We start from the raw sequence: 24,740 nt of genomic DNA, 5'->3' as shown, positions 1-24,740 counted from the left end.
CGCGCAGGATACCGCGCACCGGTGATGTCCCGTTGAAGCGCTCATGTCTGCTCGATCGCACGCAACACGCCCCGCGCCTTGGCGCGGGTTTCGTCCAGCTCGCGCTGCGGATCCGAATCCACCACGATCCCGGCCCCAGTGCGGAACCGCACCTGGTGACCGGCCACCTCGGCCGTGCGGATCAGGATATTCAGATCCATGTCGCCGTCGCGATTGAGCCAGCCGAATGCGCCGGTATAGGCCCCACGCGCGGTCTGTTCGAGCTCGGCGATGACCTGCATGCAGCGCACCTTCGGGCAACCGGTAATGGTGCCGCCGGGGAACACCGCGGCAATCACCTCACCGGGCGTCACTCCGGCACGCAGGCGCCCGCGCACGTTGCTGACGATGTGATGCACATGGGCATAGCTCTCCACGCACATCAACTCGTCCACCTCCACGGTGCCCGGCGCGCAGAGGCGGCCCAGGTCGTTGCGTTCCAGATCGATCAGCATCACGTGCTCGGCGCGCTCTTTCGGATGCCCGACCAGCTCACGGATACGTGCGGCATCGTCGTCGCCGGCAAACCGCGCGCGGGTGCCGGCGATCGGGCGCGTCTGCACCACATCGCCCTGTACCGACACCAGCCGCTCGGGCGAGGAACTGGCCACTGCACGCCCGGCCGCCACGAACAGGCCGGCGAACGGCGCCGGATTGGCCGCACGCAGGCGCGCATGCAACGCGGCCGGATCGACCACCGCAGCGAATGCCGCGTGCCACGCGCGCGAGATATTGGCCTGGAACACATCGCCGGCGCGCAGGTAATCGAGCACGCGCTCCACCGCCGCGGTGAAACGCTCGGGAGCATCTTCGTCCACGGCAAGCGGCCCGGCCCAGGCAGGCAGCGGCGGCAGTGCGGCGCAGGCAGCAATGTCCTCGCCGATCTGCTGCAACAACTCCTCGCGGCCCGGCTCTGCCAGCGCCACGCAGTGCCCGTGCAGGCGATCGCGCAGCACCGCTGCCGGCGCGCGCAAGGCCAGCGCAGTGGGCAAGCCATCGGCGCGCGTCGGCAGTTGCAGAATCGGTTCGACCTGCGCGGCCAGTTCGTAATCCAGCAGCACCGCCCAACCGCCGCGAAACGGCCAGGGGCTTGCAGGCGCGTGCGGCACCCGCTCGGCCTGCCAGGCGGCATCCAGCGCCGCCAGAAAGCCGCCCTCCAGCACTTGCCCAGCGCCATCGCGCGTGCATCCGTCCGGATCCAGCCGCAGGCATGGCCCCTCTGCCAGCAACAGCACATCCCAGCGACCGTGCTCGGTGCCGGAAGCGCTGGATTCCAGCAGGGCCGGATAACGTTGCGGTGACAGCCGATGCAGCGCCAGCAGGTCGATGTCCGCGTGCAGTGATCGGGTAAGCGTCATCGGTCCGGCATGGCGTGGGATACAGACGCGCCGCTGCCGTACGCAGCGCGCGAGGAGTGAATCAAAGGGTGATCGCAGGAGTGAACATCAACCCGCAAGCCGGCAGTGCATGCGGCAGCCAGGCAGGTCGCGCGCCGATGACGGCCACGCGACCGATATGCAGGGTCAAACGCGCTTGAACACCAGCGTGCCGTTGGTGCCGCCAAAGCCGAAGCCGTTGGACATCACCGCATCCACCTGTACCTCGCGCGCCACGTTCGGCACGTAATCCAGGTCGCAGCCTTCGCTTGGCTCTTCCAGGTTGATGGTCGGCGGGATGATGCCGGTGTGCAGCGCCATCACCGAGAAAATCGCTTCCACACCGCCGGCCGCGCCGAGCAGATGCCCGGTCATCGACTTGGTCGAGCTCACCATGGTCTTGTAGGCGTGATCGCCCAGGGCGCGCTTCATCGCCATCGTTTCGGCCAGGTCGCCCAGCGGCGTGGAGGTGCCGTGCGCGTTGAGGTAGCCGATCTGCTCGGGGTTGAGCTTGGCATCGCGCATCGCTGCCGCCATGCTGCGCGCCGCGCCCTCGCCGTCTTCGCTTGGAGCGGTCATGTGGAACGCATCGGAACTGGCGCCAAAGCCCACCAGCTCGGCATAGATGCGTGCGCCACGCGCCTTGGCGTGTTCGTACTCTTCCAGCACCAGCACGCCGGCACCGTCGCCCAGCACGAAGCCATCGCGCTGCTTGTCCCACGGCCGCGAAGCGCCGGTCGGGTCGTCGTTACGGGTGGACATCGCCTTCATGGCGCAAAAGCCGCCCACCGAACTGGGCGACGAACCGCGCTCGGCACCGCCAGCCAGCATCACATCGGCATCGCCGTGCTGGATCATGCGCATCGCGGTACCGATCGAGTGGTTGGACGTGGCACAGGCCGATACTGCCGAGAACGTCGGGCCTTTCAGGCCTTTGATCAGGCTCACCTGGCCGGGCAGCATGTTGATGATGGTGCTGGGCACATAGAACGGCGAAATCTTGCGCGCGCCGCCCTCATGGAATTTGATGGTCTGCTCTTCGATGCCGAGCAGCCCGCCGATGCCGGAGCCGAGAATGGCGCCCACGCGTTCGGCATTGCTTTCGTCGATTTCCAGGCCGGAATCGTCCAGCGCCATGAACGAGGCGCCGACACCGTAGTGGATGAACGAATCCATCTTCTTGACGTCCTTGGCGGACACAAAAAGCGTGGGGTCGAAATTCTTGATTTCACCGGCGATCTTGGTGGTGAACTGCGAGGCATCGATCTGCGTGATCGGGCCAATGCCTGAGCGGCCGTGGACGATTCCATCCCAGCTGGTGGCCAGATCATTGCCCAGCGGCGACACCATGCCCATGCCGGTAACGACAACACGACGACTCATTGCAGATCTCCTCACCACGGAACGGACGGTGCTTGGGGTTTGCGGGTGACACTTGAAAAACACAGGGCCGCATCAGCGGCCCCATGGAATGTCTGATGCGGCAGCGGCTTGATGCACGCCGCCACGATCAGGAACAACGCATCAGCTCTTGACGTGAGCCTTGACGTAGTCGATCGCCTGCTGCACCGAGGTGATCTTCTCGGCCTCTTCGTCCGGGATCTCGCACTCGAACTCTTCTTCCAGCGCCATCACCAGCTCGACGGTGTCCAGCGAGTCGGCACCCAGATCATCGACGAACGATGCGCTGGTGGTGACTTCCTCTTCCTTGACGCCGAGTTGTTCGACGACGATTTTCTTGACGCGTTCTTCGATGGTGCTCATTGGGGATATCGCTCCAGCTGGAGTAGTGGTGGTTCGAGTTTTAGGATCCCCGCACACGGATGTGCGGTGCTCCTGTGAGGGACTCACAAAACGCCATCGCCGCTGCGATGGCCGCGTTGGATAGTGTAGTGGAAGCGACCGGGCCTTGCATTGCATCACAACTCCCGGCCGATCAGCCACTTAGCGCCTCCCGGCGCCGCACGCTTACGGCATGTACATGCCACCGTTGACGTGCAGGGTCTCACCGGTGATGTAGCGGGCCGTCGGGCCGGCCAGAAACGCCACCGCATTGGCGATGTCTTCCGGCTCGCCCAGATGGCCCAGCGCAATCTGCTGCAGCAAGGCGGTCCTGGCCTCGTCCGGCAGCGCCTTGGTCATGTCGGTATCGATGAAACCGGGCGCCACCACATTCACGGTCACCCCGCGCGAGCCGATTTCCTTGGCCAGCGATTTGGAGAACGCGATGATGCCGGCCTTGGCGGCGGCATAGTTGGTCTGGCCAGGATTACCGGTCACGCCCACCACCGAGGCGATATTGATGATGCGGCCCTTGCGCGCCTTCATCATGCCGCGCATGACCGCCTTGGAGGTGTGGAACACGCTGGTCAGGTTGGTGTCGATGATCGCCTGCCAGTCGTCGTCCTTCATCCGCATCAACAGATTGTCGCGGGTGATGCCGGCGTTGTTGACCAGGATCGAGATGGCGCCGAATTCCTTGCCGATGGCATCGATCAGGCCATCGACTGCAGTCGCGTCGGTGACGTTCAACTCACGGCCGTGTCCGCCGTGGGCGGCCAGACGCTCGCCGATCGCCGCGGCGCCGGAAGCCGAGGTGGCGGTGCCGATGACCGTGGCGCCCTGGGCGGCCAGGGTATCGGCAATGGCCGCACCGATGCCGCGACTGGCGCCGGTGACGAGGGCGATTTCGCCCTGCAGGGGCTTGCTCATGATTGCTGTTCCTCGATGGGGGACGCCGCAACCGTGGCCGCGAACGTCGAGGGATGCCGGCACGGCCGGCAGCGGCGTTGGATCAGTGCACCCACGCGTCGAGCGCGCCGGCATAGTCGGCAGGCGTTGCCAGCGGCCGCGCGTCCAGGCTCTTGTCGATACGCTTGATCAGCCCGCTCAGCACCTTGCCCGGGCCGCATTCGGCAATGCGGGTGATGCCCCGGCTTGCCAGCGCCTGCACGCAGCCGGTCCATTGCACCGGCAGGTAGAGCTGCTCCACCAAGGCCTGGCGGATGGCCGTGTTGCCCTCATGCACGCGCGCGTCCACGTTCTGCACCACCGGAATCTGCGGGGCGTGCCAGGTCAGCCCGGCCATCGCCTCGCCAAGCTGATTGGCGGCATCGCGCATCAGCGGGGTATGCGAGGGCACGCTCACTGCCAGCTTGACCGCCTTGCGCACGCCGCGCTCGGCCAGCAGCGCCAACGCGCGATCCACCGCCGCAGCGTGGCCGCCGATCACGATCTGACCGGGCGAATTGAAGTTGGCCGGCACCACCACGTCGCTACCGGACGCCTGGTCACAGACCTCCTGCACCACGGCGTCTTCGGCGCCCAGCACCGCAGCCATCGCGCCAACGCCCGCCGGTGCCGCAGCCTGCATGAACTGGCCGCGCAACCGCACCAGATGCGCACCATCGTGCAACGACAGGGCGCCAGCCGCGACCAGCGCGGTGTATTCGCCCAGGCTGTGTCCCGCCAGCAGCACCGGGCGCTGCCCGCGCTGGGCAGTCCACAGACGCCACACCGCCACGCCCGCAGCCAACAAGGCGGGCTGGGTGTATTCGGTGCGATTGAGCATTTCTTCCGGGCCGCCCTGGGACAATGCCCACAAGTCGACGCCGGCGCCCTCGGAGGCTTCGGCGAACGTTTCACGAATCTGCGGGTGCAGTTCGGACAGTTCGGCCAGCATGCCTAAGGACTGCGAGCCCTGGCCGGGAAACACGAAGGCGAGAGTGGATTCGGTCACGCGTTGCTGCCTACAAAAATCGAGCCGGGATCATACGTGCGAAATCGCCCCGGCGTCTGTACTGCCGCGTATGCAGAAGGCTCCGCGAACGTGTCGCGACGTCGCGAAACCGCACACCGGGCCTGGTCGGGCCGGGCGCGCGCAACGGCAACCGCCGCGCTGACGCGCCGCTATTCGGGTTCAATGGTGAAAGCGTTGCCGGCAAAGGCGGCGCGGCCAGCGCCCGCAAGGCCGGCGGGCGAGGAAGTGAAGGGCCAGGCGCACCCGGTGCTGCCACCTGCGCCTCGTCTACCCTGGCAATGGGAATGTTGCCGCTTGTCCACGCAGCATCCCGTCCTCATCGACGAGTTGCCAGACCACACCGTCGGCGATCCGGAAGCGGGAACCATCCTTCGCGATCCGCACACCCGCGTAGTTCCTGACGACGCCATCGCGGGTGACCGCATCGAGCAAACGCTGACGTTCCGCGCGTTCCGGCAATTCTGCCGATAGCCGCGATGGCATGCCGACGAACTCGCCCCAGTTGTAGCCGAATACGCGCTGCGCCGCCTGATTCGCATAGACAAACCGCGGATCTGCCGCGATATCGTGCGCAAGCAGGGCGAACGGCGCATCGCGATACAGCCAATCGGGCTCGATCTGTCGATCTGCGACCAGCGGGCGGCCTGCAAACCGCTGGTAACTGCCAGTGAGCAAGGCGACGAAAACGGGGTCGTGGGCGGGGTGCATGCGCAGACTTTACTTGCCGGCCGGCCTGTCCGACGCCCCGGCCCGCAGACAGGTCGCATCCAGCGAATCAAGCCACTCACGTGACCTAAAACCGGGCGCTACCCTTCACGGAATTCAAGCGCTCCGGAAACCTACACAGGCCCCAGGCGGCAAGATTGCCACCATCGCAAGGAAAGACGAGTGTCCCGCCATGCACGCATCCGCGTGAGTGGACGTGCGCACCTGCTCGGCGCAGGACGCAGAAACGTCAGTAGCGCAGCAGCGCCGAGCCCCAGGTAAACCCGCCGCCGAAGGCTTCCAGCAACAGCAACTGGCCGCGCTGCACGCGACCGGAGCGCACCGCCTCGTCCAGCGCCAGCGGCACCGACGCAGACGACGTATTGCCATGGCGATCCACGGTGACGACCACCTGATCCATCGGCAGCTCCAGCCGCTTGGCGGTGGCTTCGATGATGCGCAGGTTGGCCTGATGCGGAATCAGCCAATCCAGGTCGTGCTTGTCGAAGCCATTGGCCGCCAGGGTCTCATCGACCACCGAGTCCAGCGCCTTGACCGCATACTTGAAGACGTCGTTGCCCTTCATCAGCAACGCGCCGCCGCCATTCTTGCCTTCGCCGAAGCCCACCGAGACCCCAACCGGGTCCCACAGCAGTTCTTTCTTGCTGCCATCGGCGTGCAAATGGGTGCTGAGGATGCCGGTTTCTTCGTCGGCCTTGAGGATCACCGCGCCGGCACCATCGCCGAACAGCACGCAGGTGGTGCGATCGGTCCAGTCGACGATGCGGGTCAGGGTTTCTGCGCCCACCACCAGCACGGTCTTGGCGTCGCCACTGCGCACGAACTTGTCGGCCACGCTGAGCGCGTAGACAAAACCCGAGCAGGCAGCGTTGACGTCCATCGCACCGCAACCGACGTTACCCAGCCGGGCCTGCAACAAGCAGGCGGTCGACGGAAAGATCAGGTCCGGGGTGGTGGTGCCGATGACGATCAGATCGATCTCGTCGGCGGTCACACCGGCCGCTTCCATCGCCTTCAGCGAGGCGAAATACGCCAGATCGCTGGTGGTCTGGTCGTCGGCAACGATGTGACGTTCACGGATGCCAGTGCGCGAGAAGATCCATTCATCGCTGGTGTCGACGATCTTCGACATGTCGTCGTTGGTCAACACCTTTTCGGGCAAATAGCTACCCGTGCCCGCGATTCTGGAATAGATCCGCTTGCTCATACTGTTCCCTGTTGCAAGAGCCGCGGTGACCGGCGGCTCCTGAAGAAGCGAGAGTCACCCGGCCGCGTCGAACGCGGCGGGCGCCACGGATCAATCTTCTTGGACGGCCGACGACTTGGTCGCGATCACCTTCTTGCCACGGTAGTAACCGTCGGCGGTGATGTGGTGGCGCAGATGGATCTCGCCGCTGGTCGGGTCGGTCGACAGCTGCTTGGCGGTCAGGGCATCGTGCGAACGACGCTGGCCGCGACGGGACGGGGTGACACGGGATTTCTGCACAGCCATGGGATTGCTCCAACTTTAGTTCGATAACTTGTCTGTTGAGTCGAACAGCACGCTCTACGCCCGCGTCGACCTGTCTTACCGCCCTTAACAGCGGCGGTTACTGTTTCTTCAACGCTGCCAGCGCCGCGAACGGACTGGCCTTGTCCTGCTCTTCCTGGGTCGGAACCCATTCGGCGTCGATCGCTTCGCTACCCGGCGCCACCGGCACCACTGGCACCGACAGCACCAGTTCGTCCTCGACCATGTCGACGGCCCGCAGCATGCCATCTTCCGGTACCAGCAACGCTTCGTACTCGGCCGGCAATGCAGCTTCGTCGGCCTCGTCACGGATCAAACCAAGACGCTGTCTGATTTGCACCGGATACAGGAAGCGTTGCAGGCTGCGCTGGCAGGCCAGCGGAAGCTCCACATCGATACTGAGTTCGACATAGGCGACCTTGAGCAGGGGGTCTTGATCGAATTGAAGCGAATAGACACATTCGCCATCGGTATCGACAAGGCTTCCCTGCAGGCGGGTCATCGCAGATAGCGGGATGCGGCCATCGAAGCGCCTGCGCGCTGCGACCATCCGCCAAGCATCCAGCATTTCGGGCACGTTCGCGGACATAAGCCGCAGAATGTTAAAGACCCGCGGCAGCCCTGTCAAATGACCCCATTCATGCGATTGCCGCATGGGCCGCAGGACGGCAGACTCCCGTGACCACCCCGGTAGCGCCCCATGATGCCACGCCTGATCCTTGCGTCCACCTCTGTCTATCGGCGCGAGCTGCTTACCCGCCTGCAGCTCGACTTCGACACCGTCCGGCCGGAGGTCGACGAGCAGGCGCAGCCGGGCGAATCCCCGAGCGCACTGGCCAGCCGCCTGGCCGTGGAAAAAGCCGCCGCGGTGGCAGCCCGCTTCCCCGCCGCCTGGGCGATCGGCTCGGATCAGGTCGCCGACCTGGACGGCCAGCCGCTGGGCAAACCCGGCACGCGCGAGCGGGCCCGAATGCAGCTGACTGCCATGTCTGGCCACACCGTGCGCTTCCATACCGCCGTCAGCCTGGTCGGCCCGGAGCGCCAGCTGCACGCGCTGGACCTGACCGAGGTGCAGCTCCGCGCGCTGACGTCCGCCGAGATCGAACGCTACCTGGACGCCGAACCGGCCCTTGATTGCGCCGGCAGCTTCAAATGCGAAGGCCTCGGCATCAGCCTGTTCGACGCGATCCGCTCGCAGGACCCCACCGCCCTGGTGGGCCTGCCGCTGATCGCGCTGGCGCGCTTGTTACGGCAGGCAGGGCTTCAAATTCCCTGAGATGCGCAGCGACTTGTCGGTTCCCTAACCAACCAACACGCCCTAAACCAAGTGCTGGACGCTGCTTGGCCTCGTTGAACAAGCGATCGACAATAGCACTTGCAAACCTGAACTCACCGGTTGCTAGGCGTCGCCTCTTCAAAAGGCGCGTATCCATACGAATACCAAGTGCGCAGACGATCCTCTGCAAATTTGGCGCGCCAGTCATAAGCCTCTAGCAACACTTTCTGGTCTATTTTAGGATATTCACGCCTCACCTGAACAGCAATTTGCCGCGAGCGCTCTGCCACTTTCATGGATTTCTTTGCAAGATGAAGCCCATTAAACGCAGCAGCACAAAGGCAAAACAACAATAGCGGCCTCACCCATCTCCACTGCGATTCATCGCGGAAAGCAGCAAGCATCACCCCAAGCCAACCAATCCAGAATAAAATAGAAAAACTAGCATAGCGCGGCATGAAGCCGTGCTCAGGACCGAAAAGTGCAGCACGCCCCCATGCCGTCATGATTGCGAAGCCCGTTGCAACCACCATAAGACTCAGCCAGGGAACTAGGTTCGCTCGCAATCGCACACGCACCACCGCCCAAAGCGTCAACATTATTGCGAGAACGGCGAAAAAAGGCGCCAACTCGTTAGAGAAGTGCATCACACCACTTCCCAAATAATTCAAAACGTAACGAGATATAACAAAAACTCCCGGATTCGCTGCAAACTCACCCGCATGCCCATCATGCAACAGCATGACAAGCCACATCACTGAGATCAACCAGGGCAGGCACATTGTCAGACGCCGGCCTACCGGAAAACCCACATGCCTAATTAACAACCATATTGCAACAGGAAAAACTGCAAGGGCAGTAGAGAAACCCAACACGCCTACCGTCGCACATGCCACAGCGCCAAAATTCGCAGGCCAGCTTATGACTCCATTAGTCAAAAGATAGACAGGCGCAACGACCCCCAGAAGACTGACAAATACGGCAACCTGCCAGCCCCACTGCAGATTAATGAGATGCCCAGGGTATAGCGCAAGTAAAACAAATCCATACATCCAACCAACACTCAGACGCGCACCAAAATCGCGCAGCGCCATTCGAACAATAAAGAAGCTACATACAGCCAGAATAAGCGAACTCACCAAACAATCTAGCCAGGTTTGCCCTTCCGATAACCAGGTAGTCAACAATAAAATTGCGTAGGCTGCAGTATGCAAATGACTACCATCATGCACTTTCCAAAAATCCGAATTTCCGAGATGTCCGTCTTGCCATGCCTGATAGATAGGCACTATATCAAGGTGATCCCAAAGCAAAATTGGAATTCGCCACCTAAAAGTCAGCCATGTCAATATTCCAAATGCACAAAAGAATACCCACCAAGTTAACTGGCGCATGCTAAAACCAGAACGTAAACCTTCAGAATGCGGCGACACATTCGCGACCTGATTTATCGAATTATAATCATTCACCTGTATTTTTCCTTGGAAAATCCCTAGGCAGCGAGGACAGAGATCGTAGCGGTAACAACTGCTGAAAAAGCTACTAACTCCGCGCTAGGACTGGAACGCATTGGGCAGAATGTCACCGACCTACAACAAGGTGTTGCTCCCACCAATCTTCCACGCTGCCGTCGCGGCCGTGCAGGCGTAGCCCCAACCAATGCGTGCCGGGCGGCAAGGCGTGGGTGTCGAGCGTGGCGGTGAAGCCGACGTTGGGGTGCTGTGGATCGTTGGAGATTTTCCAGTATGGGCGCACATCGAGCGGCGTGCCGTACCTAGCCTGCGCGACCGGGCGACCGTCGAGCAGCAGCTCGACATTCGCCAGCCCGACGCCATCCTTGAAGGCCCAGCCGCGCACCTCAAACTTGCCGGACACCGAGACCTTCGGCAGCGGCGCATCGATCCAGGCCATCGCCGGGGCCACGCACGGGCCCGGCTGGCGTTGCGCAGGCAGTGCGAACAGCAGAAAGCGCTGATAGCCGTGATCGGTGGACACCACGGTGGGCGGCGGCAGCGGGCCGACCATGTCGCAGATGGCGTGGTAGCGCTTCAACAGCTCGCGATAGCGCTGATCGCTGGGTGAGAGCACCAGCAGCCGTGGTCCGGTGCGCGTGCCATCGCTGAGCAGGCCCCACTGCTGCAGCTGCGCGCTGCGCCCGTGCTTGTCGTTCAACGTGGCAGGCAGCACCTCGATCTTGGCGTCGTGCAATTGGAAGCCGAGCTCGGCGCCAACCTTGAAATTTTCTGCCAACACGCGTGTGCCTGGCGGCATCTGCGCCAATCGGGATTTGACCGCATGGGCCAGATCGTTCCAGCCGGCGAAGTTGCGCGGGTAGTACTTTTCGCCAGCGGCATGCGCGCGGATCGACGGCACCGACACCGCCAGGTAGTAGCCGTATGCGCCAAGCATGCCCAGCAGTGCGATGAGCCACGCCGCGCGGCGCAGCGGATGCGGCCAGCGCATCAGGATCACCGGCACCGCCACCAGCAACGCCAGGTAGCCGGGCAATGGCCAGTGGAAGCTGATCCGCTCGGCATCGCTGAAGAAGCCCAGCACGAAGATCGCCACGGTCGAAATGCCGCCGAGCAAACCGAAATAGCGCCACTGCGCGCGCGAGCCGCCGCCGCTGCGGGTGCCGGCCAGACCGACCTTGACCATCGCCCAGGCCAGTAGCGGCGTCACCGCCACCGTCTGGATCAGCACAAACCACAGCCCGCCGATCTGGAACCGCCACGGGTGCCGGTCGACCAATTGAAAACGCAACCCGGCATCGTCGTGGTCGGTATTCCAGAACAGCAGCGGCAGCCAGCTCACCGCGCCGACGGTCAGTGCCATCCAGATGCGTGGGTCGCGCAACACCGCACGCCCCTGCGGGATGCACAGCAATGCGATGCAGCCCACCCCGATCACCCCGACAAAGCGGTAGTGGCTGAGCGCGCCGATGACCAGGCCGATGGCGAGCTCCAGCGCGCTGGTGGCATCGACCTCGCGCAATAAGCGCGCCCCGGCATCCATGCACAGCACCGCCGCCAATGCCATCGGCACATCCGGCACGGCCAGAATGCCCAGCGTTGCAGACAGCGGCATCAGCAAGGTCAGGCTGCCAGCTTGCCACCCCATCGTGGAGCCGAACCAGCGTGTGGCGATATGCGCGATCAACCAGGGAATCAGCGCGGAAATGGCCAGAAACGGTAGCCGCAGCGCCAGCAGATGATGTCCGCCCAGCTCCACGCCCAGTCGCGCCAGCCAGGCGGTCATGCCCGGCAGATCCGAATACGCCGCCGCCAGATGCTGGCCTTCCTGCCAGTAGAAGGCCTCGTCAACGAAGAGCGGCAAGCGTGCGGCGATCAATAGCTTGACGGCTGTCGCCAGTGTCCACAGGATCACGAAGGTGCGATGTGCGCGTTGGTCCCCCTGCATTGCCCTGTGCACTCTTCTTTTCACCTACGGAATTGTGATGTCGACACCGCTGCGTTCCACGGAAATGCTAACCGATGCGCTGCGCCAATCGCTGCGGCGCGCACAGGACCAGGTCAATTCGCTGCTGCTGGGCAAGGCGCAGGAAGTGCGGCTGGCATTCGTGGCCTTGTTGTCCGGAGGACATTTATTGATCGAGGACCTGCCCGGCCTGGGCAAGACCACGCTCGCCCATGCGATGGCCTCCAGCCTGGGGCTAGGCTTCCAGCGTGTGCAGTTCACCTCCGACCTGCTGCCGGCCGATGTGCTGGGCGTGTCCGTTTACGACGCCGCCTCGCGGCAGTTCCAGTTCCATCCCGGACCGGTGTTCACCAACGTGCTGCTGGCCGACGAAATCAACCGGGCCCCGCCGCGTACGCAGAGCGCGCTGCTGGAAGCAATGGCCGAGCAGCAGGTGACCCTGGATGGCGTGACGCATGCATTGCCGGAGCCGTTTTTCGTGATTGCCACGCAGAACCCGGTCGATCTGTCCGGCACCTTTCCGCTGCCCGATTCGCAGCTGGACCGTTTTCTGCTGCGGCTGAGCCTGGGCTACCCCAGCGCCGATGCCGAGCGTGCGCTGCTGTCGGGTACGGATCGGCGCGAACTGATTGCCCAGGCCGCCCCGCAACTGAGCGACGCCGACGTGGTCGCGCTGCGCGGTGTGGTCAACCAGATCCATGCCAGCGATGCGCTGATCGGCTATGTGCAGGCCCTGTTGCTGCGTAGCCGCCAGCATGCCGGGGTGCGCGTGGGCCTGTCGCCACGCGCCGGGATCGCCTTGCTGCGCGCGGCCAAGGCCTACGCACTGCTGCTTGGGCGCGAGCACGTGCTGCCCGAAGACGTGCAGGCGCTGTTTGTGGCCGTGGCTGGGCACCGGCTGGTGCCGGAAGCCGAATCGTCGTCCGGGCCGGCACTGGCCAAGGCGCTGCTGCACAGCGTGCCGGTGGACTGACCTGGTGCGCGCGCACCTGCGCGGCATCGTCCGCCGACTCAGCCTGCTGGCGCGGCCGCGGGGCGCGGAGGGCTTGCCGATCGTGCTGGATCGGCGGCGCATCTATGTGTTGCCGACCCGCTTCGGGCTGTTCGTCACGGCGTTACTGCTGGCGATGCTGCTCGGCGCACTGAACTACAACAACAATCCGGCGCTGCTGCTCGCGCTGTTGCTGGCCACGGCCGGGATCGCCAGCAGCATCATGGCGCACCTGCAGCTATCGGCACTGCGTATCGAAGCGGTCTCGGCAGAACCGGTGGTCGCCGGCGAACCGCTGCGCATGCGGGTGTCGCTGGCGCGTCGCGATACCCGCTTACGACGCGGGCTGCGGCTGGATCATCTGGACAGCAGCGGCTTCTGTGCGTTGATCGAGCACGACATGGCCGAGATCGACCTGCTGGTGCCGACCGAGCGCCGCGGCTGGCAGGATATCGAGCGCATCCGCCTGTCCAGCACCCAGCCGCTGGGCCTGGTGCGCGCCTGGTCGTGGGTATGGCCGGAAACGCCGTTGCTGGCCTACCCCCGGCCCGAAGAACAGGGTCCGGCGCTGCCCGAGGGGACGGGCTCGCCCAACAAGACGCGTCTGCATGCGCAAGGCGAAGAGCTGCACCAGCTGCGCCCGTATCGCGCTGGCGACGCTCCGCGCACCATTTCCTGGAAACACTCGGCACGGCGCGACACCCTCTTGGTGCGCGAATACGAACAACCGCTGGGAATCGACGTCACACTGGACTGGCGGGCGCTCAGCGCGCTGCCGTACGAGCGCCGCATTGCGCGCCTTGCCCGCTGGGTCAACCTGGCCGAGCGCGACGGGCGCCGGTATCGCCTGCTGTTGCCTGGCCAGCCACCGTTAGGTCCCGCGCAAGGACCTTCGCACCACCACCTGTGCCAACGCGCCCTGGCCCTGCTTCCGCATGACTGAGCCCTCGCCCCCGATCAGCCAGGCCAGCCGCGCCTGGGTACTGGCCACCAGTTGGCTGGCCTTGACCCCGCTGCTGTTGCAGTTGCCCGGCCTGCTTGCGGCCACTGTCGCGGTGGCGGCGGTGCTGGTCGGCGTGCTGAGCTGGCGCGGCACCTTGATGGCGCCGGTGCGGCTGTTGTTGGTGATCGCAATGCTGGCGGCGGTGTATTGGCAGATCGGCATGCGCTTTGGCCGCGACACCGGCTGCGCGGTGCTGGCATCGATGCTGGCGATCAAGGCCTCCGAACTGCGCACCTTGCGCGATGCCCGCAGCCTGTTGGGTTTTGCGTTGTTCGCACCGTTTGCCGCCTTTCTGCTCGACCAGGGCCCGGCAACGATGGGCCTGGCATTGTTGGCGGTGGTCAGCGCCTTGCTGAGCATGCAGCGGCTGGCCGACGAAGAACACCACGCCGCCACGCCGGCCCTGCGCCTGCAATTGCGCAGTATGGGCAAGCTGGTTGCCATCGGCGTGCCGCTGGCGCTGGCCACGTTCTGGTTGCTGCCGCGGCTGAGTGCGCCGCTGTGGGGCGTGCCCGAGCGCGCGCTATCCCGGCCTGGCCTGTCGGACAACATGTCGCCGGGCGAATGGATCGACCTGATGGCCGACGACAGCCCGGCCTTGCGCGTGCAATTCGCCGGCAAGGCGCCGCCGCCGCAACAGCGCTACTGGCGCGGCCCGGTGATGTGGGACTTCGACGGCCGCACCTGGCAGCGCGCGCGCTGGACCGGCCGCGGTCAGCCCGCTTCGGTCACCGCAGGTCCGCAAACCTACCGTTATCGCCTGGATTACGAGCCCACCGATCGCCGCCAGCTGGTGTCGCTGGATCTGCCTACCCAGGGCGTGCCCAACGCCGAGTTATCGCCGGACTACGAACTGTTGGCGCAACGGCCGTTAAGCGCACTGACGCGCTGGGACCTGCAATCGGCACCGCCAACGCGCTTCGATACCGACCTGCCCGACCAGTTGCGCAAGCGTGCACTTGCCCTGCCGCCCGGTTTCAATCCGCGTACGCTGACGCTGGCACGGCAATGGCGTGGCGAGGCCGGCAACAACGACGATGCGGTGGTGCAGCGCGCACTGCAGTGGATCACCCGAGAATTCGCCTACACGCTGGACACGCCGCTGCTCGGCCGCAACAGCGTCGACGAGTTCCTGTTTCAGCAAAAGGCCGGTTTCTGCGAACACTTCAGCTCCTCGTTCGTGGTGCTGATGCGCGCGGCCGGCATCCCGGCGCGCGTGGTGACCGGGTATGCCGGCGGCACCTACAACCGGTTGGGCAATTACTGGGTGGTACGCCGCATGGACGCGCACGCCTGGACCGAAGTCTGGCTGGCCGGGCGTGGCTGGGTTCGCGTGGACCCCACCGCCGCAGTGGCGCCGGAACGCATCTACGACACCCTCGAAGATCGCCTGCAAGCCGGCGGCGGCAACGACTTCGCCGACCTCGGCACATGGGCCAGGCTGGGCCAGGTCAGCGACTGGCTGCGGCGCGGCTGGAACGAGCTGGTGCTGTCCTTCGATGCCGACCGTCAGCAACGGCTGCTGCAACCCTTCGGCATCGATCGCCTGGACACCTCGCAGCTGGCCGCCATCTTCGGCGTGTTCGCGGTAAGCGCGCTGGCGTGGATGGGCTGGCTGCTGGCACGTGGCGAACGTGAGCGCGACCCGTTGCTGCGCGCCTGGCACCGGCTGAGCCGCCGCTACCGCAAGCTCGGCCTTGCCCGTGAACCGCACGAACCGGCCGGTGTGTGGGCGCAACGTGTCGCCCGCTCACACCCGAATACGGCACTGTTGGCACTCAGCCAACGTTTCGCTGCCGCGCGATACGCTGGCGCTGATTCGGACAGCGCCACTCTCTTGAAAGACTTGCTGCAGCATCGCCCGCGAACCGGAGCTTCCTCATGAGTACCCGTTTTCTTGTTCCTCTTATCGCTGTGCTCGGGCTCGCAGCCTGCGCCACCGCACCCAAGCCGCTGCAGGGCCAGTTCCCCGCGGTCAGTCCGAGTGATTCAACTGCCAGCGCCCAGGTCGGCACGTCCGTGCGCTGGGGTGGCAAGATCATCAAGACCACGCCTGGCCAGGGCCAGACCTGCTTCGAGCTGATCTCGCGCCCGCTCAATGCCAGCGGTCGCCCCGACCGTAATGCCGTGGATGCCAGCGATGGCCGCTTCTTGGCCTGCCGCTCGGGCTTCTACGATCCGGCGGTGTTCGAGCCGGGCCGCGAAGTGACCTTCATCGGCAAGATCGAAGGCTACGAAACCACCAAGATCGGCGAATACGACTACAAGCTGCCCAAGGTCAATGCCGACGTGGTCTACCTGTGGCCGGTCGTGCGCGACGTGGAAGTCGTGCCGGCTTACCCGTATGGCCCGTGGGGCGACCCGTGGGGCCCGCGCTGGGGCGGCGGTTGGGGCTGGGGCCGCGGCTGGTGGTAATGCGCCGCTGACCTGGGTTACTCGCAAAAACGCCGCTCGCAGGGAGCGGCGTTTTTGTTTGTGCACGACGATCGCTGCATGACGCGGCTTGCGCGCAACGCGCGATCCGACGACGCGTCAAGGCGTGCCGAAGCGGCCCAGCGGCGCACCGGCCAGCAAATGCAGATGGAGATGGAACACCGTCTGGCCGGCATGCTCGCGGCAATTCATCACGATGCGGTAGCCGTCTTGCGCCAGCCCTTGTGCGCGCGCATAGGTCGCCGCTGCGATGGCCAGCTTGCCAACCAGCAGCGCCTGCTCCGGCGGCACATCGTCCAGGGTCGGAAAGGCGTGCTGCTTGGGAATGAAGAGCACATGCACCGGCGCCTGCGGCGCGATGTCTTCGAAGCCCAGCACCTCATCGTCCTCGTAAACGATGGTGGCCGGAATTTCGCGACGAATGATTTTGCCGAAGATGGTGTCGGTCATAGACGGGATTCGGGATTCGGGATTCGGGATTGGCCAAAGCTTACCGCGCGCGCCGACCGGCTTTTGCGAATCCCCAATCCCGACTCCCCAATCCCGGCCCTCAAAGCACCTCACTGCGGGTGCCGAAGGCGTGCGACAGGGTGCCGCGGTCCACATACTCCAGCTCGCCACCCAGCGGCATGCCCTGGGCGAGCCGGCTTGGGCGTACTGCGTGCTGGCGCGCCAGTTGCGCCAGGTAATGGGCCGTGGCCTCGCCTTCGACCGTCGCATTGGTGGCGATGATCATTTCGGTCACTTCGCCGGCAGCCAGACGCTCGCCGAGCCGATCCAGCCCCAGTTCGCGCGGGCCGATGCCATCCAGCGGCGACAGGCGCCCCTGCAGAATGAAATACAGCCCGCGGTAGCCGGTGGCATGTTCGATCGCCAGGCGATCGGCCGGCGACTCCACCACGCATAGCTGCTGCCGGTCGCGGCTGCTGCTGGCGCAAATGGTGCAGATTTCCGATTCGGTGAAGTCGCGGCATTGCACGCAATGCCCCACCTTTTCCACCGCGTTGCCCAACGCAGCGGCCAGCCGCCGCCCACCCTCGCGCTCGCGCTCGAGCACGTGATAGGCCATGCGCTGGGCCGACTTCTGGCCCACGCCGGGCAATACCCGGAAGGCCTCGATCAGTTGTTCGAGCAAAGTGGACATTGGGTGGCCGGGATTGGAAATTCGGGATTTGGGATTCGCAACGGCAAAGGCCTTTGCGCTTGGCTAATCCCGAATCCCCACTCCCGAATCCCCTCGCTTAGAACGGCAACTTCATGCCCGGCGGCAACTGCATGCCGGCGGTCGCAGAGCCCATGCGGTCCTTGGATTCGGCGTCGATCTTGTTGGAGGCGTCGTTGAAGGCGGCGGCGATCAGATCCTCGGCCATCTCCTGGTCGGAGAGGATGCTCGGGTCGATGCGCACCTTGCGGCACTCCTTGGCGCCGGTCAGCGTCACGCTGACCATGCCACCACCGGCGGTGCCGGTGACTTCCAGCTTGGCCAGTTCTTCCTGGGCGCGCTGCAGGTTTTCCTGCATCTTCTGCGCCTGCTGCATCAGTTGGGCAATATTTCCACGCATGGGTCGTTACTCGTCGTAAGGGCGGATGGAATCGGGCACGATCCGCGCGCCTTGCTGCTGGATCAGCAACTGCACCGTCGGGTCGTTCATGAAGGCTGTTTCGGCCGCGCTCTGGCGCTCGCCTTTCTGGCGGTTGGCACGCTCGTGCAAGGTTTCGACATCGGCGCTGCCGGTTTCGATGACGATGCGCGGCGGGTTTCCCAACACCGGTGCCAGCGCCTGCGCGAGGTTGGCGATGGAGCGCTCAGAGTTCAGATATTCGAAGCCAGGCGCCAGCGCCAGCCGCAGCACGCCATCGCGATGGCCGATGAATGCGGCGTTGGCGGCCAGCTGCCGCGACGGGCCATTCAAGCCGCTGCGCGTGACCAGCTCCAGCCATTGCTCGGCATCGGCGATGCGGCCGTCATCGAGCAGGGCCGTCGCGTCGGTCGCCGAGCCTGATGCAGCCCCTGCCGTTGCCGATGGCGCGACCACCGCTGGCTCCTCAAGCGACGAGGGCTCGACAAGCGACGACACTGCGACCGAAGCCGGAGCCTCCACCGCAGCGTCGGACGCAATCGCATCGGGGTGCGCGAGCTCGACGGTGGCAGATGGCGGAGCCATCGCCGCTTCGGGCGCAAGCACGGCCATCGCGTCGGGTGCCGGCGCGACCTGCGCACGCACCGGCGCATCGTCCACTGCCCACGGCGGCGTGTCGTCATTACGCGCACTGGCTGCAGACGCACGGCTGGCCGGAGAAGACTCTTGGGGGGCAAGCACGACAACGGGAGGCGCAGCCGAAATCGGCGTTGCCCGGGTCGCTGATGCCGGCAAGGACGCTTCCGCAGCCGGCATCGTATCCGTCACCGCAGCAGGCGAGGCCACTACGGCGGGCGCTGCCGCTGCCGGCGCAGCAGCCTGACCGCCGGCAGCGCCAGAACGCGCACCACCGCCCGCCGTGGCACCGCGACCGTCGTCCGAGCCGCCAGCCGGCACCGCCGCTGCGGGGCGGAAGGCAAGCATGCGCAGCACTGCCATTTCGAAACCGGCGCGCGGGCTGGGCGCCAGATACAGGTCGCGTCGCCCGTTGAGCGCCATCTGGTACCACAGCTGCACCACTTCCGGCCGCAGCTGCGCCGCAAACGGCGTCGGGTCGATCCCGTCGCCGACAAAGGCCACCGATGGCACCAACTGCTGCACCTGCACCCGGTGCAGGGCCTCGGCCAGGGCCTCCAGCACACCGCTCCAATCGGGCGAAAATTCGGCCAGCGCGGCCACCACCTGCAACAGGCGCGCGCCATCGCCATCGGCAAGCGACTGCAGCATCGCGCCGACCTGGGTGCGATCGACCGTACCCAGCATGGTGCGCACCACATCCTCGCGCAGCGCGCCGCCGGCATAGGCGATGGCCTGGTCCAGCAGCGACAGACCATCGCGCAGCGAGCCGTCGGCCGCCTTGGACAGCTGCACGATCGCCGACGGATCCGACTCGATCTGTTCAGCGGCCAGGATGCGCGTCATCTGCCCCTGAATCTGGTCTTCGTCCAATCGCTTGAGATTGAACTGCAGGCAGCGCGACAACACCGTCACCGGCAATTTTTGCGGGTCGGTGGTGGCCAGCAGGAACTTCACGTGCTCCGGTGGCTCTTCCAGCGTCTTCAGCAGCGCGTTGAACGCCGCCTTGGACAGCATGTGCACTTCGTCGATCAGATAGACCTTGAACTTGCCGCGCGAGGGCATGTACTGCGCGTTTTCGATCACCTCGCGCACATCGTCCACGCCGGTGTTGGATGCGGCATCGATCTCCAACAGGTCGATGTAGCGCCCGGCGTCGATGTCCAGGCAGGCCGGGCACGTCCCGCAGGGATCGGCACTGGTGCCGGTCTCGCAATTGAGCGATTTGGCGAAGATGCGCGCGATGGTGGTCTTGCCCACGCCACGGGTGCCGGTGAACAGGAACGCGTGATGCACGCGCCCACTGTCGAGCGCGTTACTGAGCGCGCGGACCACGTGTTCCTGGCCTACGAGTTCGGCAAAACGCTTCGGGCGCCACTTGCGGGCGAGAACGAGATAAGACATCGGGCAACCGGCTCTGTTTGAGCCGATATTGTGCCATGCCCGGTCTCAGCGACTGCGGCTGGAAGATTCAGCTTGTGGTACGGGCCGGCGACCGCTAGAATTTGCGGCCCTGTTCGACCACGGTCGGGCAGGCACGGAGAGGTGTCCGAGTGGTTGAAGGAGCACGCCTGGAAAGTGTGTAAGCGTCTAAACCGCGCTTCGGGGGTTCGAATCCCCCTCTCTCCGCCAGAATACGCAAACCCCTGAGAAATCAGGGGTTTTTTGTTAGCGTAAAAACTGGCTGCAGCTGCGCAAGTCGGAACACACGACGCCCATGCGCATCCCTCATCATCTTGTTCGAGCCCCCTCCGGACTCTGGTCCTACCGACAGCGTGTGCCGGTCGATTTGCAGCCCATCGTGGGTCGCCAGACCTTCAAACGCACCCTGCACACCTACGACATGCGCGAGGCAAGACTGCGCGCGCTGACCCTGGCCGCCCGCTATGCTCAGGTCTTCACTGTGTTGAAGGAACGACGCATGCAAAGCCGAGACGACGACCTGGACGCGCTTCTGGCGCGCCTGACCGGCACCCAACGCCCGCAGGAGCTGACCTTGAATCGGACGCGCTCGGCGGACGGGTCGATCACCGAGCAATGGCAGATCGACACCCCAGAGGACGTCACACTCTTCCAGCAGCTGATGGCGCTCACCGCCCCGCAGCCCAGCGCGCTGGGGGAGCTGATTCAACAGCACGTGCCGCCTCTCCCCACGCCGAGGCGGGTAACCAAACCTTCCCTCGAATCAATCATGCTCGGGAAGGCCCGAGACGCCTGGCTGAACAGCCTCAAGGGCAGCACCCTGCCCAAGACCTGGACCATCAAGCGGACCGCCATCGAGCTGTTGACCAGCTTCTTGGGCGAGAAGACCAAGCTGCACACGGTCACCCGCTCGGACTTGGCGCGTTGGTATCAGGACATGCGGGAAAAAGGCGCCTCTACACCCACGCTCACCAACAAGCAGTCCTACATCGGCGGCAAGGGCGGGTTCTTCGAGTGGGCCCAAGCCTCCGGCCACTACCCCCGTGGCGACAACCCTGCGTCTGGGCACGTGAGCTACTCCACCCGCGAGAAGCGGGCCCGGCGCAAGTTCGCCTTCAAAGCCTACGACGCCCACCAGGTCCAGGCCCTGTTCGCGCCGGCCGCCTTCGAAGGTCTGCCCTTGGCTGCGCGGTGGGCCTCCCTCATTGGCTTGTATACCGGTGCCCGCGCGTCGGAGGTCGGCCAACTGCTGACCGCCGATGTGGTGGAGGACGGCAGTATCCCTTGCATCCAGATTTCGGACGAGGGCGAACATCAGAAGGTGAAAACGGATGTGAGCTTGAGGACGGTGCCGGTCCACCCTGACCTACTCGCGTTGGGCTTCCTGGACTGGGTCGAGCATGCGCGCGCCCAAGGACAGGAACGTTTGTTCCCAGCGGCCAAAGCCGACGCCAAGAACGGTCAAGGCAACTGGATTTCCAAAGCCTTCAGCCGACACCTGGCCGAGGTGGGCAAGAACTGGCCCACGGCCAAGCGCGGCTTCCACTCGCTCCGCAAGACCTTGATTCAAGAGTTGCAGGGCGCGGGCGTGGTGTCCGAGCTCCGGGCTCAGTTGGTCGGCCACGAGTTGGACGACGAGCACCACGTCACTTACAGCCGGGCGTTCACCGCCAAGGAGAAACTCAATGGCCTGGGGAGCGTATCGCCGGGGCTCTCGGTGTTGGCCTACGGCCTCGGTCTTCCTGCCCTCCTACCGTTGCTCAAAGAACCACCGCCGAGCAAGAAACCCTCGAAGCCAAGGAAGCAATCCACATGAGCACACCCAGACTTCCGCACGAATCCCGCGCCGCCGTGATGGCAGATTGCGACAAAGTCCATCGACCTGCCGCTCGATGTGAAGGTCTAGAGCCTTTACGAGGAACGTTCTAATCGAGGGATTGATCAAAAATTTTACCTGATTAGCCCTGACCTTCAGCCGCCAGTCGCAGGATCTGCGCCGCGCTGGGTGGATGCTGCTGTCACTCTGAAGCCAACGAGGTGACGTGATGAGCATCAATGCGGTGCAGTTCCAGGCTGGATTGTCGATGCCTGAGTTCTTCGCGTTCTACGGCACCGAGGCCAAGTGCTATCGCGCGCTCTACACGTGGCGTTGGCCGCAGGGCTTTCGTTGCCCTGTTTGTGCCGGGCGCGTGCGCTCGCGTTTCAAGCGGCGTGCTGCGATCTACTACCAATGCAGCGCGTGCCGGCATCAGACCAGTCTGATGGCAGGCACGATGTTCGAAGGCACCAAACTGCCGCTGCGCACCTGGATGCTGGCCTTGCACCTGTTGACCTCGACCAAAACCAACATGGCCGCACTGGAGCTGATGCGTCATCTGGGGGTTAACTACAAGACGGCCTGACGGATGAAGCACAAGATCATGCAGGTCATGGCCGAGCGTGAAGCCACGCGGAAATTGGCGGGTTTCGTGCAGATCGACGATGCCTATCTCGGCGGCGAGCGTAACGGTGGCAAGGCCGGACGCGGATCAGAGAACAAACAAGCGTTCCTGATTGCGGTGCAGACCGATGCCACCTTCACCGCGCCGCGCTTTGTGGTGATTGAGCCGGTGCGCAGCTTCGACAACACCTCGCTGCAGGACTGGATTGCCCGTCGCCTGGCGCCCGAATGCGAGGTCTACACCGATGGGCTGGCCTGCTTCCGCCGGCTGGAAGACGCCGGCCACGCGCACACCACGCTGGACACTGGCGGTGGTCGTGCCGCGACCGAAACGGCCGGTGCACGTTGGCTCAACGTGGTGCTGGGCAATCTCAAACGCGCCATCAGCGGCGTGTATCACGCTATCGCGCAAGGCAAATACGCAAGGCGCTACCTGGGAGAAGCGGCCTATCGTTTTAATCGTCGATTCCGCTTGCGCGAGATGCTGCCGCGACTTGCCACGGCCATGATGCAATCCAACCCATGTCCAGAGCCGGTCCTGCGTGCAGCGAGCAATTTTCATGGCTGAGAGTCAGGGCTAATCAGGAAATTTTAGGAGGCAATGGACTTTTGAGCTCGCAATGGAATCCTCTAAATAAAAAGCTACTCACTGGGAACTACTGACAATGACCCATCCTAGGTAAACGTCTCCCTTCGCTATCGACTGAAAATTGCGACAGAGACATCACTCGTCTTTTCGCACTCGAAATCACCATGACCAAAAATCCACGAATAATGCCAACGACAAGCACATCAGCAAGATTAAATTTTCACTCGCCGATCACCGCCCTCTTCACAGCTCGGCGCACTTAGCTAAATCGTCACAAGGAGCGCATGACAGTTGGTTAAATACTTCATCGACACTAATTCACTTCCTTAAGTAATTATTTAACCCATGCTGGGCAGTGAAGATTACTGCCACCGCCATTACTATAGAAAGGAATCCAAAAAATATAAAAGGAACATCAATTATTTTTTGATATTTCAAAAAAAACAGGAGTAGCGCTATTATCAGGCAAACACAAAATGTGCCGGCGCCGGCCAGCAGAGCCTTATCGCCTCTTACGGATTTGTATTTCATTTAGTGCACCACATTTTAGTTGCGCATTGTTGTAGTCCGCCTGAAGCTTGGGCTCCCACGCCACCGTTTAAACCCACGCTCGCCCCACCACTTTTCCCAATTTCCACGGACCCCTTCAAACCGCCCCCTTCAAAAGCACCAAGCTGGAGTTGCATTGATTGGCTTTTACCAGAAGACAATTCGCCAGTTCCGCAGGAACCGCTAACTGAGCCCGCCAGCCCCCCAATGAACCCGGCGGCTACCGGGGATGCCCCGCAACCCTTCACGTAAACGCACACTGTTAGAGCCGTATCGAGAGCAACACCTGCCTCGCCGCCCCCGCCCGCAGCAAAATTACCGTAAGAAGCTGCAACGCCAAACTGAGCATTGAGCTCCCCTTTATAACCAGATGTTTGGGCTCTCCGCCAGTCCTCTCGTTGCTTTCCAGGAGGGAAAGACCACCAACCAGGCGATTCAAGCCCGAAAAGGTCACTGGCATAGAAGGGGTTTAGGCCTACATAGGCGTATGTGCTAATTCCACCTCTTAAGCCGAGAGGATCACTCTGCCCATACCGCCCGGTAGCAGAGTCGTAGTCCCGGAAGTAATTTTGATTCAGTCCACTGGCCGCATCAAACCGCTGCCCTGGGAACCGCATATCCAACACCAACGCCGCTCCATCGCCATCCGGATCCTGATTCGGCGCCGTGTTGCCGAAGGCCTCGCCCTTTAGGCTCCAGCTCCACACCGCCACGTTACGAACCGGGTCAACCACCACGCGCGGGCTGCCCAAGTGATCGGGTTCGATGTAGTGCAGCTTGTTGGCGTTAGCAAGCAGGCCGACCGGGAGGTCGTCCAGCCAGATCACCTGTTGCTTAGGCACGCCGTTGTTATCGTAGTCGCCCAGCCAATGGCCTGATTCGTCATAAAGCGTGTAGGTGTTGGTGGTGCCGAGGAAGCGGCGCACCTGCTCGCCTTTACCGTTGTAGCGATAATTCATTGTCGACTCCCCG

General features: G+C 63.8%; 22 protein-coding genes, 1 tRNA gene and 2 pseudogenes. 8 read left to right on the top strand and 17 right to left on the bottom strand.

What is annotated here, in order from left to right; all coding sequences use genetic code 11:
* Positions 1-41: 41 nt before the first annotated feature.
* The 9 genes from ACCQ07_RS05805 to ACCQ07_RS05765 form a co-directional block, all read right to left on the bottom strand.
* A complete protein-coding gene (locus ACCQ07_RS05805; RefSeq protein ID WP_011346637.1) occupies positions 42-1,397 on the bottom strand; it encodes an aminodeoxychorismate synthase component I in 1,356 nt (451 codons plus the stop codon).
* A gap of 165 nt (positions 1,398-1,562) precedes the next feature.
* Positions 1,563-2,798, bottom strand: coding sequence for a beta-ketoacyl-ACP synthase II (gene fabF, locus ACCQ07_RS05800; protein WP_011346636.1), 1,236 nt, complete (start codon positions 2,796-2,798; stop codon positions 1,563-1,565).
* A 141-nt stretch (positions 2,799-2,939) separates the two neighbouring features.
* Entirely contained in the window at positions 2,940-3,179 is a 240-nt protein-coding gene (acpP, locus tag ACCQ07_RS05795) for an acyl carrier protein (protein ID WP_002814322.1), read from the bottom strand.
* Positions 3,180-3,383: 204 nt separating this feature from the next.
* Positions 3,384-4,127: a 3-oxoacyl-ACP reductase FabG gene (gene fabG, locus ACCQ07_RS05790; RefSeq protein ID WP_372363882.1), complete on the bottom strand. Its 744-nt coding sequence runs from the start codon at positions 4,125-4,127 to the stop codon at positions 3,384-3,386.
* A gap of 82 nt (positions 4,128-4,209) precedes the next feature.
* A complete protein-coding gene (gene fabD / locus ACCQ07_RS05785) occupies positions 4,210-5,154 on the bottom strand; it encodes an ACP S-malonyltransferase (RefSeq protein ID WP_071118178.1) in 945 nt (314 codons plus the stop codon).
* A 288-nt stretch (positions 5,155-5,442) separates the two neighbouring features.
* The gene (locus ACCQ07_RS05780; protein ID WP_008571606.1) at positions 5,443-5,883 is read right to left on the bottom strand and encodes an MEKHLA domain-containing protein; all 441 of its coding nucleotides are present in this window, start codon (positions 5,881-5,883) and stop codon (positions 5,443-5,445) included.
* A 247-nt stretch (positions 5,884-6,130) separates the two neighbouring features.
* Entirely contained in the window at positions 6,131-7,108 is a 978-nt protein-coding gene (locus ACCQ07_RS05775) for a beta-ketoacyl-ACP synthase III (protein ID WP_008571607.1), read from the bottom strand.
* Between the two features lie 90 nt (positions 7,109-7,198).
* Positions 7,199-7,393, bottom strand: coding sequence for a 50S ribosomal protein L32 (gene rpmF / locus ACCQ07_RS05770; protein WP_003483870.1), 195 nt, complete (start codon positions 7,391-7,393; stop codon positions 7,199-7,201).
* Between the two features lie 97 nt (positions 7,394-7,490).
* The gene (locus tag ACCQ07_RS05765; RefSeq protein WP_029818825.1) at positions 7,491-8,000 is read right to left on the bottom strand and encodes a YceD family protein; all 510 of its coding nucleotides are present in this window, start codon (positions 7,998-8,000) and stop codon (positions 7,491-7,493) included.
* Between the two features lie 111 nt (positions 8,001-8,111).
* On the opposite strand from ACCQ07_RS05765, the gene ACCQ07_RS05760 reads away from it, so the two are divergent.
* Complete coding sequence (locus ACCQ07_RS05760) at positions 8,112-8,687, top strand: Maf family protein (protein ID WP_372165471.1); 576 nt, start codon at positions 8,112-8,114, stop codon at positions 8,685-8,687.
* Positions 8,688-8,800: 113 nt separating this feature from the next.
* Here ACCQ07_RS05760 and ACCQ07_RS05755 read toward each other — a convergent pair whose 3' ends face one another.
* Entirely contained in the window at positions 8,801-10,156 is a 1,356-nt protein-coding gene (locus ACCQ07_RS05755) for a hypothetical protein (protein ID WP_136733046.1), read from the bottom strand.
* A gap of 112 nt (positions 10,157-10,268) precedes the next feature.
* Positions 10,269-12,107 (bottom strand): glycosyltransferase family 39 protein, encoded by a 1,839-nt coding sequence (locus tag ACCQ07_RS05750; protein WP_071118182.1) that lies wholly within the window; start codon positions 12,105-12,107, stop codon positions 10,269-10,271.
* 37 nt (positions 12,108-12,144) lie between these two features.
* On the opposite strand from ACCQ07_RS05750, the gene ACCQ07_RS05745 reads away from it, so the two are divergent.
* Genes ACCQ07_RS05745 through ACCQ07_RS05730 form a run of 4 tightly spaced genes read left to right on the top strand, consistent with a single transcriptional unit; the run spans position 12,145 to position 16,534 of the window.
* On the top strand, positions 12,145-13,098 hold the full coding sequence (locus ACCQ07_RS05745) for an AAA family ATPase (protein WP_031421433.1): 954 nt from the start codon (positions 12,145-12,147) through the stop codon (positions 13,096-13,098).
* A gap of 4 nt (positions 13,099-13,102) precedes the next feature.
* Positions 13,103-14,059: a DUF58 domain-containing protein gene (locus ACCQ07_RS05740; protein ID WP_008571614.1), complete on the top strand. Its 957-nt coding sequence runs from the start codon at positions 13,103-13,105 to the stop codon at positions 14,057-14,059.
* A complete protein-coding gene (locus ACCQ07_RS05735; protein WP_071118304.1) occupies positions 14,052-16,004 on the top strand; it encodes a transglutaminase TgpA family protein in 1,953 nt (650 codons plus the stop codon). The genes ACCQ07_RS05740 and ACCQ07_RS05735 overlap by 8 nt, the downstream gene beginning before the upstream one ends.
* On the top strand, positions 16,001-16,534 hold the full coding sequence (locus tag ACCQ07_RS05730) for a Slp family lipoprotein (protein WP_007968994.1): 534 nt from the start codon (positions 16,001-16,003) through the stop codon (positions 16,532-16,534). Before ACCQ07_RS05735 ends, ACCQ07_RS05730 begins: the two co-directional genes overlap by 4 nt.
* Before the next feature lie 117 nt (positions 16,535-16,651).
* Here the strand turns inward: ACCQ07_RS05730 and ACCQ07_RS05725 are convergent, their stop codons facing one another.
* From ACCQ07_RS05725 to dnaX, 4 genes are all read right to left on the bottom strand, one after another.
* Complete coding sequence (locus tag ACCQ07_RS05725) at positions 16,652-17,002, bottom strand: histidine triad nucleotide-binding protein (protein WP_008571618.1); 351 nt, start codon at positions 17,000-17,002, stop codon at positions 16,652-16,654.
* Between the two features lie 100 nt (positions 17,003-17,102).
* Complete coding sequence (gene recR / locus ACCQ07_RS05720; protein ID WP_011346623.1) at positions 17,103-17,696, bottom strand: recombination mediator RecR; 594 nt, start codon at positions 17,694-17,696, stop codon at positions 17,103-17,105.
* Positions 17,697-17,793: 97 nt separating this feature from the next.
* A complete protein-coding gene (locus tag ACCQ07_RS05715) occupies positions 17,794-18,114 on the bottom strand; it encodes a YbaB/EbfC family nucleoid-associated protein (RefSeq protein WP_005913896.1) in 321 nt (106 codons plus the stop codon).
* Positions 18,115-18,120: 6 nt separating this feature from the next.
* Complete coding sequence (gene dnaX / locus ACCQ07_RS05710; protein WP_372363881.1) at positions 18,121-20,172, bottom strand: DNA polymerase III subunit gamma/tau; 2,052 nt, start codon at positions 20,170-20,172, stop codon at positions 18,121-18,123.
* 135 nt (positions 20,173-20,307) lie between these two features.
* Between dnaX and ACCQ07_RS05705 the strand changes: the two genes are divergently transcribed.
* From ACCQ07_RS05705 to ACCQ07_RS05695, 3 genes and pseudogenes are all read left to right on the top strand, one after another.
* Positions 20,308-20,400, top strand: a tRNA-Ser gene (locus tag ACCQ07_RS05705).
* Between the two features lie 85 nt (positions 20,401-20,485).
* Positions 20,486-22,006, top strand: a complete 1,521-nt coding sequence (locus ACCQ07_RS05700; RefSeq protein ID WP_071118309.1) for a site-specific integrase — start codon at positions 20,486-20,488, stop codon at positions 22,004-22,006.
* Positions 22,007-22,235: 229 nt separating this feature from the next.
* Positions 22,236-23,198, top strand: a pseudogene (locus tag ACCQ07_RS05695) (IS1595-like element IS1595 family transposase).
* A 339-nt stretch (positions 23,199-23,537) separates the two neighbouring features.
* On the opposite strand, the gene ACCQ07_RS05690 reads toward ACCQ07_RS05695, so the two are convergent.
* Positions 23,538-23,750 (bottom strand): hypothetical protein, encoded by a 213-nt coding sequence (locus ACCQ07_RS05690; RefSeq protein WP_144080866.1) that lies wholly within the window; start codon positions 23,748-23,750, stop codon positions 23,538-23,540.
* Between the two features lie 455 nt (positions 23,751-24,205).
* Positions 24,206-24,739, bottom strand: a pseudogene (locus tag ACCQ07_RS05685) (RHS repeat-associated core domain-containing protein); the annotation flags it as partial.
* Position 24,740: the final 1 nt, after the last annotated feature.

It is taken from the genome of Xanthomonas sp. NCPPB 3583, from assembly GCF_041475715.2.
Lineage (GTDB): Bacteria > Pseudomonadota > Gammaproteobacteria > Xanthomonadales > Xanthomonadaceae > Xanthomonas > Xanthomonas euvesicatoria.
The sequence above is the reverse complement of the archived record's forward strand: the minus strand, read 5'-3'. Positions and strand labels throughout refer to the sequence as shown.